Raw genomic sequence first — 14,073 nt, 5'->3', positions numbered from 1 at the left:
GGGAAGGGGGACGCAAGGCGTCGGCGGGGGAGCCGCTCGTTTGCGGCGGGCCGAGGGCGCGCGGGGCACTGGTGACGGCGGCGAGGCCCGAGACCAGGCCGCCCCCTCCGCGCCGCATGGTGAGCACGCCGTCTTCGGTCAGGGAGAACGACACCGGGCCCCGGTTCGATGCCACCAGCACTTGGCTCATACGGGCAGGGTCTCAGTTGGGACCGATGCGCTTCAAAGTGACCCGGGTGATGGGGGTGGAGGCCGTCCCGCGACCGCCGGAAGTGCCTGGATTAGGGGCTTTGGCGGCGGGTACCGGGGCGGGATGAGCAGGTCCGAAACGAAGAAGACCGTGCTCGTCGCGGGAGCGGCGAACCTCATCCTCGCCATCACCAAGCTGATCGCCGGGGCCCTCGCGGGATCGAGCGCGATGCTCGCGGAGGGCGCCCACTCCGTGGCCGACACCCTCAACCAGGGGTTCCTGTTCGCCTCGCTGGGGCGCAGCGCCCGCCCGCCCGACCGGCGCCACCCGTTCGGGTACGGGAACGAGCGCTACTTCTGGTCCCTGCTGGCGGCGTTCGGGATCTTCGTGGCCGGGGCCGGCTTCTCGATCTTCGAGGGCGTGCTCGCGATCAGCGGCCACAGCGGCGAGGGCACGCACGTCTGGCTCGCCTACGCCGTCCTCGCGCTCGCGGCCGTCCTCGAAGGAACATCGTGGGTGCGGGCCTACACCCAGGCGCGCCGCGAGACCTCGGGCAACGGCCGCCGGCTCGTCGACCACGTCTGGCGCACACCGGACGTGACGTTCAAGGCCGCGCTCTTCGAGGACACCGCCGCCATGATCGGGCTCGCGATCGCCGCCGCCGGGCTGACGCTGCGCGAGATCACCGGGTCCGCGCTCTGGGACGGCCTCGCCTCGATCCTGATCGGCCTGCTGCTGGTCACCGTCGCGTTCGCCCTCGGCCGCGACAGCATGGGCCTGCTCATCGGCCGGGCCGCCGACCCCGACGCCCTGCGCGAGATCCGCGCCGAGATCGCCCGGGCGCCCGGGGTCACCGGCGTGGACGAGCTGCTGACCATGCACTTCGGCCCGGAGGAGCTCCTGGTGGCCGCCAAGGTCCACTTCTCGGACGAGATCAGCGCCGACGAGGCCGAGGACGTCGCGGGCGCGATCGACCGGCGGCTCAGGGAGCGGATCCCGATCGTCCGCCACGTGTTCCTCGACCCCACCCAGCGCGCGCCCGAGCCCCGGCCGCCGGCGGAGTCCGGACGCCGGGGACGCGGCCGCGTGATCAAGGACGCGTCCGGGTAACGTCTCAGGCGTTGGAACCCGCTGGCCTGGCATCCGGTCAGATCATGTAAAGTCACGCATACGAGCCAATAGCGCTCGTCACGACAACTGAATACCGCTCATCCAGAGGGGTGGAGGGACCGGCCCTGCGAAGCCCCGGCAACCACCCGGTACGAGTGCGCTCGCGATCCTGCGGGGCCGGCCGGGAGATGGTGCCAACTCCGGCCTGCGACCAAGGTGGCGCAGGGAAGATGGGAGAAAGGCCCTCGCCCTCATGGCACTCACGTCTGCCAACGCCGAGCTCACGCCCGCCGGCAACCTCGGACCCGCTACCGCCCTCGTCTGCCGCGAATGCGGCTCGCGCCGCGACCTCGGCCCGTTCTACGCCTGCGAGGAGTGTTTCGGCCCCCTGGAGATCGCCTACGACTTCGGCGGCATCACGCGCGCCGACATCGAGGCCGGGCCGCGCAACATCTGGCGCTACCGCGGGCTGCTGCCCGTCCCGTCCAATGTCGCCGAGACGCCCAACACCGAGCCGGGTCTGACCCGCCTCGTCCGCGCCGACAACCTCGCCGAGTCGCTCGGCCTCCAGCGGCTGTGGGTGAAGGACGACAGCGGCAACCCGACCCACTCGTTCAAGGACCGCGTCGTCGCGGTCGCCCTCGCCGCCGCGCGCGAGCTCGGCTTCAAGGTGCTGGCCTGCCCGTCCACCGGCAACCTCGCCAACGCGGTCGCCGCCGCCGCGGCCCGCGCCGGGATCCGCAGCGCGGTGTTCGTCCCGTCCGACCTGGAGTCCCAGAAGATCATCACGACGGCGGTCTACGGCGGGACGTTCGTCACGGTCGACGGCAACTACGACGACGTCAACCGGCTCGCCTCGGAGATCGCCGGGGAGCAGGAGGACTGGGCGTTCGTCAACGTCAACGTCCGCCCCTACTACGCCGAGGGCTCCAAGACCCTGGGGTATGAGATCGCCGAGCAGCTCGGCTGGCGGCTGCCGGACCAGATCGTCGTCCCGGTCGCCTCCGGCTCCCAGCTCACCAAGATCGACAAGGCGTTCCAGGAACTGATCAAGCTCGGCCTCGTGGAGGACCGGCCCTACCGCGTGTTCGGCGCGCAGGCCACCGGCTGCGACCCGGTGTCGGCCGCGTTCAAGGCCGGGCACGACGCCGTCCGTCCGGTGAAGCCCGACACCATCGCCAAGTCCCTCGCCATCGGCAACCCCGCCGACGGCCCGTACGTCCTGGACGTCGCCCGCCGCACCGGCGGCGCGGTCGAGGACGTCTCGGACGAGCAGGTCGTCGAGGGCATCCGGCTGCTCGCCCGCACCGAGGGCATCTTCGGCGAGACCGCCGGCGGCGTCACCGTCGCCACCCTCCGCAAGCTGGTCGAGGACGGGCGGCTCGACCCGTCCGCCGAGACCGTGATCATCAACTCCGGGGACGGCCTGAAGACCCTGGACGCCGTCGCCCCGGTCGTCGCGCCCAGCGCCAACATCGCCCCGTCCCTGGACGCGTTCCGCGCCGCGGGCCTCGCCTGAGAGAGAAGGAGCCAGCAATGAGCACCGTGTCCGTCCGCATCCCGACGATCCTGCGGACCTACACCGGCGGCGAGGCGGAGGTGAAGGCCGAGGGTGACACGCTGCGCGCCGTCGTCACCGACCTGGAGGCCAGCTACTCCGGCATCTCCGCCCGCATCCTGGACGACGCCGGCAAGATCCGCCGGTTCGTGAACGTCTACGTGGGCGACGAGGACGTCCGGTTCTCCAGCGGCCTGGACACCCCCACCCCGGCGGGCGCCCAGATCTCGATCATCCCCGCCGTCGCAGGCGGCTGACCGTCCCGGCCCCCTTCCCGGCGTCCCCGCGCCGGGAAGGGGGCTTTTCTCCTGCTAGACCGGGGTACAAGGCCCTCCATGGACATTGCGGAGGAGGTCGCGGACTCCGTCCGGGCGCATCCCACCGTGTGCCGGGTCGACCCCGTCGGCTCCCCGGCACGTGAGACCGGCGGCCGGCGCTACCGCGTCACCGCCGAGGACTTCGGACATCTGGCCTCCGACCTGCGAGAACTCCTACGTCCCCACGAACCGCTCGCCGCCCAGTGGGACCCCCTCTCCGAGTTCGCGACCTACCTGCTGATCCTCCCCGGCCCCTCCAAGGTCGACCTGCTCTTCCCGGACGTCCCCCGCAGCGCGAACCCGCCCTGGCGTGTCGGCCCCGACACCCTCGCCGCCATGGACGCGCACTTCTGGGACTGGATCCTGTGGCTGATCGGTAAGCGCCATATGGCCGACCGCGTCCGAGGCGAACTCCTCAAGCTGAGCCGCCACATCCTGGAACCCCTCGGCATTTCAGTCATTCCCCCCACACTGGAGGACGCGGCGACCCGCTACATCCGGGCCCGCAACCGCCTGGAGACCCGCTACGGACTCCACTTGTCCCGGCGCCTCGAACAGGAGATCCTCCCCCTCGTCCGGGACCACGACCGTGACCATTTCCGGCCGTCCGGACTTCCGTCATAACGTCCCCGCCGCCCTATAAGGTCGACCCCGATCACGCCGAGTCGACCCCGCCGCGGCCCGCAAGCCATGGAGACACGGGTGGTTCGCGGACCCGCGATCGAAGGGGCGGGGCCGAGACATCACCGTGGCAGGAACCCACGGTCGAGCGGCAGGTTCGGTATGACGCAAGGCACAGTCAAGTGGTTCAACGCCGACAAGGGCTACGGCTTCATCGCGGTCGAAGGCGAGCGCGACGTCTTCGTCCACTACTCGGCCATCCAGATGGACGGATTCCGCAGCCTCGAACAAGGCCAGCGAGTCGAATTCGAGATCACCCAAAGCGACCGAGGCCCCCAGGCCGACGCAGTAAGAGCCATCTGAGTCTTGAGGATCTCTAGATCGTTTCCGCTAGTCCGGTTGTGCTCTTCGCAATACTCGCCACCCCGTGTCGGCTCGGCGCATCTCGCTCCACCAGGCAAGATGGCGAGGCAGTTAGCAAGTTGCTCATCCGCGGACATGATTAGTGATTGCAACTACTCCAAGTAGTAAGTTGAATCGGCGACCATCGGGGCCATGCGCGCTGGCGCCGAACACCGCGCCTGGCACTCCGCGAGCCCCGTGGATGACCGTCGTCGTCTGCACGGAGTTCCTGGACCGGTAGCGGCCTGGTGCGGTTGAATGGCGCATGACTGTTGTTGTGCCGCTTGAGGTGTCGGAAGTCGACCTTGGCCAGTAACGCAGAGGATTCGGCCTCCGTCCTTCCGGAACCGTTGGAGCCGGTCACCGCCGACGACATCGTCCGCGCCTTCGTCGGCGCCGAACTGCCGCTTCGAACCGTCATCGTCTTCGACGAGGAGACCGACCCCAACGGTCGGATCGGACGGGACGGCGGCTACCTGTCGAAAGCCAGCTTCGCCGACGAGCGGATCTGGGAGGGGAAAGCCCCCCCGGGCGTCGACGACGGCGGCTCGGTCGAGGTGTTCGAAGACGCCGAGGGCGCCCGCGGGCGATCGGAGTACGTGCTCAGAGTCCTCAAGAGAGTGCCGTTCGTCTCTCCGGCCGGAGAGTTCCAATACCTCGCGGGCCCGATCCTCCTCCGCCTCGGAGGCCAACTGACCCGGAGGCAGCGGCAGGACTACGAACGAGTGCTGCGCACCTTGCTCCCTCCGACCATCCAGCCACCGCGCGGCCCGGTGGTACGCGTCAGCCGTTCCGGGCGGTCGATCGCGGTCAAGTGGACGGACGACCAGATCTGGTATCGGCTGGACGCCGACGATATGGCCGCTGGCCGTATCGGCGAACGACTCCAGACCGACGCACTGTTCAGCCCGGACGAAGAATGGGCGCCCCTGCCAGAGCAAACCACCCCCGGCAACGGTTGACTCGGAACAGGCGGCCCCCGCCGATGTCCAGTCGCGGACCCGCGCTCCCCGACCACCGGCCTACGGCCACCGTGGAGTGCGGCGACACGCGTCCGAGCAGGCTCGGCGAGGCTCCGGCCCAGGTGGGGATGAGTGCGGTGGGGTAGGTGAAGGTTGCTGCGAGGTGATGTCTCGTGCTTGCACTCGGCAGGGTAGAGTGCTAAACAAACGGTTGGCACTCTACTGTGGAGAGTGACAACTTCACAGTCTGGGTCGGGGCGATGAGGCCTCAGTCCGGCGACGGAATGGCAGTCGTCGGCGGGGGCCGTCCGTCGCGGGCGTCGGCTCGATCCTTTTAGCCACCTTGTTCCGGGAGGACTGGAGCCTATGGCTGCAAAGATGATCGCGTTCGACGAGGAGGCCCGCCGCGGTCTCGAGCGCGGCATGAACCAGCTCGCTGACGCCGTGAAGGTGACCCTTGGTCCCAAGGGGCGCAACGTCGTGCTGGAGAAGAAGTGGGGCGCACCCACCATCACCAACGACGGTGTGTCGATCGCCAAGGAGATCGAGCTTGAGGACCCTTGGGAGAAGATCGGCGCGGAGCTCGTCAAGGAAGTAGCCAAGAAGACCGACGACGTCGCCGGTGACGGCACCACCACCGCGACCGTGCTGGCCCAGGCGCTGGTGCGCGAGGGTCTGCGCAACGTGGCGGCCGGGGCGAACCCGATGTCCCTCAAGCGGGGCATCGAGGCCGCCGTCGAGCGGGTGAGCGAGGAGCTGTCCAAGCTCGCCAAGGACGTGGAGACCAAGGAGCAGATCGCTTCGACGGCCTCCATCTCCGCCGGCGACCCGCAGATCGGCGAGATGATCGCCGAGGCGATGGACAAGGTCGGCAAGGAAGGCGTCATCACGGTCGAGGAGAGCCAGACCTTCGGTCTGGAGCTCGAACTCACCGAGGGGATGCGCTTCGACAAGGGCTACATCTCGCACTACTTCGTGACCGACCCCGAGCGGATGGAGGCGGTCCTGGAGGACCCCTACCTCCTGATCGTTCAGGGCAAGGTGTCGGCCAACAAGGACCTGCTGCCCGTCCTTGAGGGTGTCATGCAGTCCGGCAAGCCGCTGCTGATCATCGCGGAGGACGTCGAGGCGGAGGCCCTGGCCACGCTGATCGTCAACAAGATCCGCGGGATCTTCAAGTCCGTCGCCGTGAAGGCCCCGGGCTTCGGCGACCGCCGCAAGGCCATGCTGAACGACATCGCCGTCCTCACCGGCGGCCAGGTCATCAGCGAGGACGTCGGCCTGAAGCTGGAGAACACCTCGATCGACATGCTCGGCCGGGCGCGCAAGATCGTCGTCGCCAAGGACGAGACCACGATCGTGGACGGTGCCGGTGACGCCAACGAGATCGCGGGCCGGGTCAACCAGATCCGCACCGAGATCGACAACACCGACTCCGACTACGACCGCGAGAAGCTCCAGGAGCGCCTGGCCAAGCTCGCGGGCGGTGTCGCGGTGATCAAGGCCGGCGCCGCGACCGAGGTGGAGCTCAAGGAGCGCAAGCACCGCATCGAGGACGCCGTCCGCAACGCCAAGGCCGCGGTCGAGGAGGGCATCGTCCCCGGTGGTGGCGTGGCGCTGCTGCAGGCCGGCACCAAGGCGTTCGACAAGCTGGAGCTCGCGGGCGACGAGGCCACTGGCGCCAACATCGTCAAGCGCGCTCTGGAGGAGCCGCTCAAGCAGATCGCCGTGAACGCCGGTCTTGAGGGCGGCGTCGTGGTGGAGAAGGTCCGCTCGCTCACCCCGGGCGAGGGCCTGAACGCCGCCACCGGCGACTACGTCAACATGTTCGAGTCGGGGATCCTCGACCCGGCCAAGGTGACCCGGTCCGCGCTGCAGAACGCCTCGTCGATCGCCGCGCTGTTCCTGACCACCGAGGCCGTCATCGCCGAGAAGCCCGAGAAGAACCCGGCACCGGCGGGCGGCATGCCCGACGCCGGAGGCATGGACTTCTGAGCTGGTCGATAGACCGTACGAATCTGTGCGGATGAGAGGGGCGGTCCTTCGGGACCGCCCCTCTTGATATCCGGCCGGACGCGTGGCCTGGGAAGCTGATCGCCATGGACGCACTCTTCGCCGCCGCGTCGCATGTCGAGCAGCCGCCTGGCGTCCCTTCGGCCAAGTCGCGATCCTCGCGTCCTGCTCGCGCGCGCTGTGGAGGAGCAGGTGCCGGAGCGCCGCCGTCCTCGGTCCGGCGCGGTGCTCTGGTTGGCGACTTCCGCCACGGTCGCTTCACCTACGCCTCCTCGCTACATGACGGCGCGGGCCGTCCAATGGGCACCCGTGCTCGGACGGCGTTTCGCGGCGGGCGACCAGGTGGCGCAGGCCGACAAGGAGTGGGCGGGCTTCAAGAAGGAAGCGCTCACGACCGCCGACCGCTACACGGTGGAGATCTGGTCTGACCTTCGGCTCGCGTCCGGCCCACACCTGTTCGCGGTACAGGCGTCGCTTCCGCCGGAGCCTGCGGTGTTCAGCCTGGGTGGCATGTGGATCGGCTGCTGGTGGGTGAGGTGGGCGCGTCCCGGCCCGTTGACCTGGCTTGGACGGGGTTGACCGGACGGCGCCTGGGGCTGCTGTTCGGCCGCTGCGCCGAGATCGCGGGGCCCTGTCGTTGGGTGATGGCCAGGTCGGCCTGCCGGCACGCTTCGTCGGGCACGGTCTCGTCCTTGAGAAGAGTGGTCGCCAATCTGGCGTCCGCAGTAGCGGGCCATGGGCTGGCGACCTCAACCGCGATTCTTTGCCTAGGCGGCCTTAGGGGTGGCGCGCATGCCGACGTATACGCATGGGGTGCCGTTGGTCAGGGTGGAGAAGACCACCGGGAGGTACTCGCCGTAAGGGCCGTCGAAGGCGAACACCGTTTGTGACACGGGCACAAGGTCCCCTTCCAGCGGCGGGGAAATGCCTTTCAGACCGTCGACGAACTCATATCGGATGTGCGCGCGGCCTTCGTCGTTCTGGGTGATCGTGGTGATGACGCCCGCCCGCTTATAGGTGCCCAGTAGGTGTGTCATGTCCACCCTGGGCGGGTTCGCCGGTGGGACGAAGAGAGGCGGCATGTCGGCCCCGGCCAGTTCGGCCAGCAGTTCGCGGACCAGATCGTCATATAGCCGGGCGAAGCCGCCGCCGTTGGCCAGCAGCACCACGGCCACCCCGGCGCGCGGAAAGACGCGCAGGTAGGAGTACTGGGAGACGGCGTTGCCGTCGTGACCGAAGCCGGTGGCCCCGTTCCAGTCGTGCAGCGCCCAGCCAAGGCCCCATCCAGCGGCCGACATCGACCAACGCTCCGGGGTGTCGACCTCGCGGCGCCGCATGGCGGCGACGGCGTCGGCGGACAGGATGCGGGTGCCGTCCGGGGCGAGGCCGCCGTCCAGGTGCATTTTGGCGAAACGGGCGACGTCGCCCGCGGAGACGATAACCCGGCCGTAGGGGCCCGCCGAGCGCGGCATCAGGTCCCAGGCGGGTGCTGGGGCGGGGTCTTGGCCGGGTTCGCCCAGGTGGCCCATCGCCGCGCGGAAGCGCAGGGCCTCCTCCGGCAGGGTCATCGAGTGTTCCAGCCCGAGCGGGGTGAAGAGCATGTCCTTGAGCGCCTGGTCCCAGGTCTTGCCGGTCAGTACCTCGACGATGCGGCCCAGGACGACGTATCCGAGGCTGCCGTAGGAGAACGCGGTACCGGGCGGGCAGTCCAGCGCCACGTCCCGCGCGGCCTCGACGTACTTGGCCAGGCAGTCATCGCCCCGGCCGGAGTCGTAGGTGAAGTCGTTGGTCACCCCGCCGGTATGCGATAGCAGCTGCCGGACGGTGATCGTCTTGGTGGCGTCCGGGTCGGGGGTGGCGAACTCCGGCAGCACGCTGACCACAGGCGCGTCCAGGTCGAGGACGCCGGAGTCGGCCAGCTGCATCACCAGCGTGGCGGTGTAGGGCTTGGCGAGCGAGCCGACCAGGAACACCGAGTCGGTCGTGGCCTCGACTCCCGTCTCCCGGTGCAGGACGCCGCTCGCCAGCTCATGGATTTTCCCGCCTGCCAGCACCGCCAAGGCGGCACCCGGCACGCGGTGGGCGGCGCGCAGCTCATCAAGCCTGGCCTGCCAGCGGTCGGCGTCGAAGTGCGATGACGGCATGAGGACGGCTCCTTTCGGCGGACGCGGACGTACGGCGTGCGGCACTCCGCACACTGTATGGATAGTGTGCGGTGTTCGCAACGCCGTACACTGTTCGGGACGGATCGTCGTGAAGGAGACCGCATGCCGGCCGACAAGCAGCCGTACCCGTCGGTGTGGACTCGTCCGCAACGGCCCAGGCGTGAGCAGCCGCCGCTGAGCCGGGGGCAGATCGTCTCCGCGGCGCTCGAACTGCTGGACGCCCAGGGCATCGACGCCCTCAGCATGCGCAAGCTCGGCACCCGCCTGAACGCCGGAGCCACCTCGATGTACACGCACGTGGCCAACAAGGACGAATTGATCGAGCTGGTCGTCGACAAGGTCTACGGCGAGGTCGAGGTGCCGTCCGCCGACGATCCGGCGGGCTGGCGCGCGGCCATCACGCGCTGCGCCCGCAGCATGCGGGCCACGCTCCTGCGCCATCCCTGGATCGTCTCCGTGCAGGGTGAGGTGGGCGTGGCCTACCTGGGGCCGAACGTGATGCGGCAGAACGAGGCCATCCTCGCCGTGTTCGAGCAGGGAGGCTTCACGCTGGAAGCGGCCGACCGGGCCCTGAACACGGTCGTGGCCTACGTCATCGGGGTATCGACGAGCGAGGCCGCATGGTTGACCACACTCGCCCGCAGCGGCAAAAGCGAGCAGGAATGGGCCGAAAGCCTATGGCCCACCGCCGAGAAGGCCGCACGGGACTACCCTCGGCTGGGAAAGCTGTACGCCGCCCAGCGAAACCAGAATATGAGCGCGACCCGCGACGCCGAGTTCGACAGCGGACTCGAATGCATCCTCGACGGCCTGGCCGCCCGCTTCGCCCCGCAGGAGGTTCGTCATAGCTCCTGAGCGCTAACCAACCTGGAGGTGGGAGCGGCCGACAGCAGGAAGCTCGACTCTGGAACCTGCGGTCGCCATTTGGTGGATCGATTCCGTGACGCGGTAGTGGCTCAATTGGTGGGTCTGGTGGGGTGCGGCTGCTGAGCGCGATGTCTGTGGGTGGTGGTGAGTGCGGGAACGTAGTTATGGCGTATTTGATCGGTGTCCTATGGGCATCCCGGGCCGCCTTTCGTGCGCTGATCAGCCTCCGAGGACGGTCGATCAGGACCGGCAAGCCTTTTGAACGAGCAGTCGGCGAGCGGCGTCTAAAAGGGTGTGGATAACGATGGGAAGCCGTTGCTGGCAGGCGATCCGCGAACCCTCGGCTCGTTCGAGGCGCGTGCCCGGCTGGGCGAGACCGCGGCGGGTGTCGTCTTCCTGGGGGAGTGGGCGGGTGATGTGCCCGCTGTGATGGCCGTCCTGCGTCCCGCCGCCGCGGCGGACGCGGCGGCGCTGGATCGGTTCGAGGCGGCGGTCGACGCGATGGCCGAGGACCGGGTGGTCCTCGGGGCCATGCCGCGGGGTCTGGTGGTCTGGGCCGTCGTCCCCGTCGAGGATCGCGATGAGGCGATCGCTCTCCTGCGGGCCGCTCAAATGGAGGCGGCGGCGGAGGTGCAAGCGGCGAAGACGGCGGAGGTCTCACCGAAGCCCACGGCTGACGACGACCCGCCCTGGTGGGACGTTGTCATCGGTTTGATCATAATGATCAGCTGGTCGGCCATGGTGACCTACCTGATCGTCCAGTGGTCTTCGTGATCTTCGCCCGGTCAGGACAGGACCAGCCCACCCTGTGAAACCGAGAAGGCGGTGTGCCGCAGGTGCGGGACGGTCTCGGCGCGGGCGCACGATCGTGGAGGCGACGCTGACCGTCCAGCCCAGGGGTGGCCGACCGCGCCGTCGTGGACCTGCACAGGTGTATTGACCTCAGCGTTGTTAACGCGGCTGGTGGGTGGTTGGTCGTCCAGTGCGGTGCGTTCGGTGTTGCTGGTGGAGGGGCGGCTATTGGTCCGGGGTGCGGTTGGAGTGTTCGGCCTTGCCGTTGGTCTGGGGTCGGTAGGCGCGGGTCGATCGGCCGGGTTGCCCGGTTCATGCAGGGTTTGCCGGACGGTAGATTTGGGGTGGGTCCGGGCGTCGTCGGTCAGTACCCGTTTGATCCGGGTGATGCCTGGCTCAGCGAAGGAGGCGGCCGTCCGGTGCAGGAAGGCGGCGCAGGTGGCGGCTTTGGTCGGAGTGGAGCTGGCTGTGGGCGATGCGGGTGTGGTCGTCGTCGGCCGAGTTGCTTGACGGCCGCGTGCATCAGTTCACTGGGCCGGTCACGCTCATAGCGGCGGATGATCTGGCCGGTCGGCCGGTCCAGGTGGGTCAGCCGTTGCAGGCCGCGTGGCGGGGGGCAGCACGCGGTGCACGGTCAAGGGGTGCCCTGCCCAGGATCGGACCAATGCGGCCTGGTCCGAGCTTGCGGGCACGCCGCAACGCGCACACCTGCTCTTCCAGATGGGCCGCGGTGGGGCGGGATGCGGCGGGGTTGGCTGGAGCGGTCGTGCAGCGCGGCCTCGGGCGCGACATGGGCGACCGGACGGTCGGCGCGGACCCGCTCGACCAGCAGACGCCGGCCATGGACGGTCAGCCGGGCATCGCGTCGTTCTGGACGGACTCCGCTGCTCACGAGCGCCATGGTTCGGTGATGCGCGACCGTCCATGGCCCGGGGCGTGCGCCTTCCCTGCGATCGATTGATACCGCCGGTCGGGTAGAAGGTACTTTCCAGATGGGGACAGTGATGAGTCCCCGTGCAGGTCAGACGGTTCTACGTCGATGGACGGGGTCGCGGTGGACGAGCCGGGGCTGGTAGGTGCTTCCCCTAGCCGGTCACGCTTGACAGGATCGCCGCTTGGACGACGATCCGCGCCGGACGACGTGGAGCGGCGTCGACAAGCGAACATGGAGGCGGCCCGTCAGGCGCCCGATGAGGCAGGAGAACACGTGAGCGAAGTGTTCAGCTCCCCGGTGCTGAAAGTCGAACAGCCTCGCAGGGGTCCGTTCGCCAAGTCGCGGTACAAGGTCCTCGACGGCGATGGAACCGTCCTCGCCATCGCCGCGGAGACGAGCGACAAGGGCCGTGCGGAGACGCTTCGAACCGTCTTCCCCGGCAAGTCGGACCTCGACGCGCGGGCCGTACTGCTGACCACGCCGGACGGGGAGCCGCTGCTGGTCGTGGACAAGCGCCAGGGCCGGGAGCTGACCGAAGTGCTCCAGCCGGGAGGAGAGACCCTTGGCTCGTTCGTCATGGAACGGGTCGGCCGCCGCTACCTGATCCAGGACGGCGCCGGCGACACGATCGGCGCGGTCGCCGTCGACCTGCCGCGGAACAACTTCGAGGTGATCGCCGCCAAGGGGGACAAGGTGGCCCACGTGCGCAAGAAGTGGGCGGGCCTCGCCACGCACCTGCTGACGACGGCCGACAAGTACAGCGTGGAGATCTTCGATCCCGTCCCTGAGCCCTTGCGGACGATGGCCGCCATGACGGCCATCGTCATGGACATGAACCTTCACGAGTCCAAAGAGATCACCTGACAACCGATGCTTGCCCCTTGAGGGGTTCCCGCGTCGCGGGTGGCGAGGTACGTTCCGTTCGTGCAGGCTATGCCCGGGCGCTCGAACGGCTGGTGGATATCACCGGCCATTCCGACGATCGCCAACGGCGTGCTGGCCCTTCTCTGGGCCTTCTCGGCCCTGGGCGGCTGGGGCGATGCCGCCTTCTGCGGTGACGACGACGCCCACGACCCCGGTTGCGCCGCCGACTTCGAGAACGCCGTCCTGCTCTCCATCCCCGTGGCGTTCATCGCCGCGACGCTCGCGATCACCGCGTGGGCGATGCCCGGCTTCAGGCACAACGCCGGACGGTTGGACGCCCTCCTCACGGTCGCGGCCATCGTCTGGGTGCTCGCCGAGGGCGTCCTCTTCGTCGGGGGATACCTGGCGCAACCGTGAGCGTCCCCTTCCCCTCCCGGATCGCGTGCATGACGGTGAGGCACCTCAGCTGGGCACTCCGAAGGACCCCGCCCACAAAAATGTTCGACGACTTGGATCGCGTAGAAGAAACAGGTTTGACGGGACGATTCTGGGGCCAAACCCAAGGTCGGATGGCTGGAGAGTAGTCCGTGGCGCCGGACCGACGGCGGCGCAGGCCCGCCGACACGCGCGAGCCGGTTTGACGCCGCACCCGCGTGGGCATACTGTTCTCTTCGCCCCACGGGGAGCGGGACGCCACCAGGCGGCCGGCCCGATGGGGAACCCACTACGAACCAGCCGACACGGTCTCGCCGTGTCTGCGGCGCCGTCGTGGGTCAGAAAAGGCCGGTTTTGACAATCGCGCTGGATCTGATGAAATAGCGACACCAGCCCGGAAGGCCGCGCGAGCGGATCGGAAAGGTTGGATCGGAAAAGCTCGGAAATTGACAAGCCGAGCGGATCTGATAAGTTAAATCGAGTCGCCCCGGAGCGGGAAACGCGAAAGCGGATCCAGCGCGGTGGGTGTCCGTTTCTTGAGAACTCAACAGCGTGTTAAAAGCCAGTGCCTTTATAGATCCGGCTGTTGGTTGGCCGGGTCTCCCCGTGGCCATCGTTCTGTTTGTTTGGTTCGGTGGTGGGGATTTCTTTGAGGCAATACGGCCCCTCTTGTTTTGTGGGGGGTTGTTTGCTGGGATTGTTTCCAAGGTTTGGCCACTGCGGTGTTTGTTGCTGTGGTGGTCGTGTGGCCTTAATGGAGAGTTTGATCCTGGCTCAGGACGAACGCTGGCGGCGTGCTTAACACATGCAAGTCGAGCGGAAAGGCCCCTTCGGGGGTACTCG

Annotated in this window: 15 protein-coding genes, 1 rRNA gene, 1 pseudogene and 1 riboswitch; of the genes and pseudogenes, 14 read left to right on the top strand and 3 right to left on the bottom strand. The window is 68.4% G+C overall.

The genetic code is table 11. The features are described from left to right. The coding region (locus E1298_RS49755; protein WP_131900399.1) for a hypothetical protein at positions 1-190 on the bottom strand (190 nt) is incomplete at its 3' end. Positions 191-313: 123 nt separating this feature from the next. On the opposite strand from E1298_RS49755, the gene E1298_RS33305 reads away from it, so the two are divergent. The 8 genes from E1298_RS33305 (at position 314) to E1298_RS33270 (ending at position 7,752) form a co-directional block, all read left to right on the top strand. Then, complete coding sequence (locus tag E1298_RS33305) at positions 314-1,300, top strand: cation diffusion facilitator family transporter (protein ID WP_131900397.1); 987 nt, start codon at positions 314-316, stop codon at positions 1,298-1,300. A 95-nt stretch (positions 1,301-1,395) separates the two neighbouring features. After that, a riboswitch (SAM riboswitch) is annotated at positions 1,396-1,537 on the top strand. Positions 1,538-1,553: 16 nt separating this feature from the next. Next, on the top strand, positions 1,554-2,819 hold the full coding sequence (thrC, locus tag E1298_RS33300) for a threonine synthase (RefSeq protein ID WP_131900395.1): 1,266 nt from the start codon (positions 1,554-1,556) through the stop codon (positions 2,817-2,819). A 17-nt stretch (positions 2,820-2,836) separates the two neighbouring features. After that, complete coding sequence (locus tag E1298_RS33295; RefSeq protein WP_131900393.1) at positions 2,837-3,115, top strand: MoaD/ThiS family protein; 279 nt, start codon at positions 2,837-2,839, stop codon at positions 3,113-3,115. Between the two features lie 78 nt (positions 3,116-3,193). Then, a complete protein-coding gene (locus E1298_RS33290; protein ID WP_131900391.1) occupies positions 3,194-3,799 on the top strand; it encodes a hypothetical protein in 606 nt (201 codons plus the stop codon). A 159-nt stretch (positions 3,800-3,958) separates the two neighbouring features. Then, positions 3,959-4,159 carry a cold-shock protein gene (locus tag E1298_RS33285; RefSeq protein WP_131900389.1) on the top strand — a complete coding sequence of 67 codons (201 nt, stop codon included), beginning with the start codon at positions 3,959-3,961 and terminating at the stop codon, positions 4,157-4,159. A 389-nt stretch (positions 4,160-4,548) separates the two neighbouring features. Continuing rightward, positions 4,549-5,160: a hypothetical protein gene (locus E1298_RS33280; protein ID WP_131900387.1), complete on the top strand. Its 612-nt coding sequence runs from the start codon at positions 4,549-4,551 to the stop codon at positions 5,158-5,160. 366 nt (positions 5,161-5,526) lie between these two features. Next, positions 5,527-7,155, top strand: coding sequence for a chaperonin GroEL (gene groL / locus E1298_RS33275; protein WP_131900385.1), 1,629 nt, complete (start codon positions 5,527-5,529; stop codon positions 7,153-7,155). A gap of 297 nt (positions 7,156-7,452) precedes the next feature. Next, positions 7,453-7,752 carry a hypothetical protein gene (locus E1298_RS33270; RefSeq protein ID WP_131900383.1) on the top strand — a complete coding sequence of 100 codons (300 nt, stop codon included), beginning with the start codon at positions 7,453-7,455 and terminating at the stop codon, positions 7,750-7,752. A gap of 188 nt (positions 7,753-7,940) precedes the next feature. Here the strand turns inward: E1298_RS33270 and E1298_RS33265 are convergent, their stop codons facing one another. Beyond that, a complete protein-coding gene (locus E1298_RS33265; protein WP_131900381.1) occupies positions 7,941-9,317 on the bottom strand; it encodes a serine hydrolase domain-containing protein in 1,377 nt (458 codons plus the stop codon). Between the two features lie 123 nt (positions 9,318-9,440). Between E1298_RS33265 and E1298_RS33260 the strand changes: the two genes are divergently transcribed. Both E1298_RS33260 and E1298_RS33255 read left to right on the top strand, forming a co-directional pair. After that, positions 9,441-10,193 (top strand): TetR/AcrR family transcriptional regulator, encoded by a 753-nt coding sequence (locus E1298_RS33260; protein ID WP_131900379.1) that lies wholly within the window; start codon positions 9,441-9,443, stop codon positions 10,191-10,193. Positions 10,194-10,499: 306 nt separating this feature from the next. Beyond that, entirely contained in the window at positions 10,500-10,979 is a 480-nt protein-coding gene (locus tag E1298_RS33255; RefSeq protein WP_131900377.1) for a hypothetical protein, read from the top strand. A 173-nt stretch (positions 10,980-11,152) separates the two neighbouring features. Here the strand turns inward: E1298_RS33255 and E1298_RS33250 are convergent. Then, positions 11,153-11,826 (bottom strand): annotated as a pseudogene (locus tag E1298_RS33250) (transposase family protein); the annotation flags it as partial. Between E1298_RS33250 and E1298_RS50715 the strand changes: the two are divergent. From E1298_RS50715 to E1298_RS33235, 4 genes are all read left to right on the top strand, one after another. Then, complete coding sequence (locus tag E1298_RS50715) at positions 11,764-11,958, top strand: hypothetical protein (RefSeq protein ID WP_243725961.1); 195 nt, start codon at positions 11,764-11,766, stop codon at positions 11,956-11,958. The pseudogene E1298_RS33250 and the gene E1298_RS50715 sit on opposite strands and share 63 nt — an antisense overlap. A gap of 246 nt (positions 11,959-12,204) precedes the next feature. Further along, positions 12,205-12,795 carry a phospholipid scramblase-related protein gene (locus E1298_RS33245; protein WP_131900375.1) on the top strand — a complete coding sequence of 197 codons (591 nt, stop codon included), beginning with the start codon at positions 12,205-12,207 and terminating at the stop codon, positions 12,793-12,795. Positions 12,796-12,855: 60 nt separating this feature from the next. Then, positions 12,856-13,212, top strand: coding sequence for a hypothetical protein (locus E1298_RS33240; RefSeq protein WP_131900373.1), 357 nt, complete (start codon positions 12,856-12,858; stop codon positions 13,210-13,212). Between the two features lie 769 nt (positions 13,213-13,981). Then, positions 13,982-14,073: ribosomal RNA gene (locus tag E1298_RS33235) — 16S ribosomal RNA — on the top strand; the annotation flags it as partial.

Origin of the sequence: Actinomadura rubrisoli, from assembly GCF_004349215.1 — a bacterium.
Taxonomy (GTDB): Bacteria; Actinomycetota; Actinomycetes; order Streptosporangiales; family Streptosporangiaceae; genus Spirillospora; species Spirillospora rubrisoli.
This window is presented reverse-complemented; position numbering and strand designations above follow the sequence as displayed.

What these genes read in the sequence shown, in the direction of transcription:
- E1298_RS33295 (WP_131900393.1), top strand. Translation starts at nt 2,837, where the DNA reads ATGAGCACCGTGTCCGTCCGCATCCCGACGATCCTGCGGACCTACACC.
- E1298_RS33285 (WP_131900389.1), top strand. Translation starts at nt 3,959, where the DNA reads ATGACGCAAGGCACAGTCAAGTGGTTCAACGCCGACAAGGGCTACGGC.
- E1298_RS33260 (WP_131900379.1), top strand. Translation starts at nt 9,441, where the DNA reads ATGCCGGCCGACAAGCAGCCGTACCCGTCGGTGTGGACTCGTCCGCAA.
- E1298_RS33265 (WP_131900381.1), bottom strand. Translation starts at nt 9,317, where the DNA reads ATGCCGTCATCGCACTTCGACGCCGACCGCTGGCAGGCCAGGCTTGAT.
- E1298_RS33305 (WP_131900397.1), top strand. Translation starts at nt 314, where the DNA reads ATGAGCAGGTCCGAAACGAAGAAGACCGTGCTCGTCGCGGGAGCGGCG.
- E1298_RS33270 (WP_131900383.1), top strand. Translation starts at nt 7,453, where the DNA reads ATGACGGCGCGGGCCGTCCAATGGGCACCCGTGCTCGGACGGCGTTTC.
- E1298_RS33290 (WP_131900391.1), top strand. Translation starts at nt 3,194, where the DNA reads ATGGACATTGCGGAGGAGGTCGCGGACTCCGTCCGGGCGCATCCCACC.
- groL (WP_131900385.1), top strand. Translation starts at nt 5,527, where the DNA reads ATGGCTGCAAAGATGATCGCGTTCGACGAGGAGGCCCGCCGCGGTCTC.
- thrC (WP_131900395.1), top strand. Translation starts at nt 1,554, where the DNA reads ATGGCACTCACGTCTGCCAACGCCGAGCTCACGCCCGCCGGCAACCTC.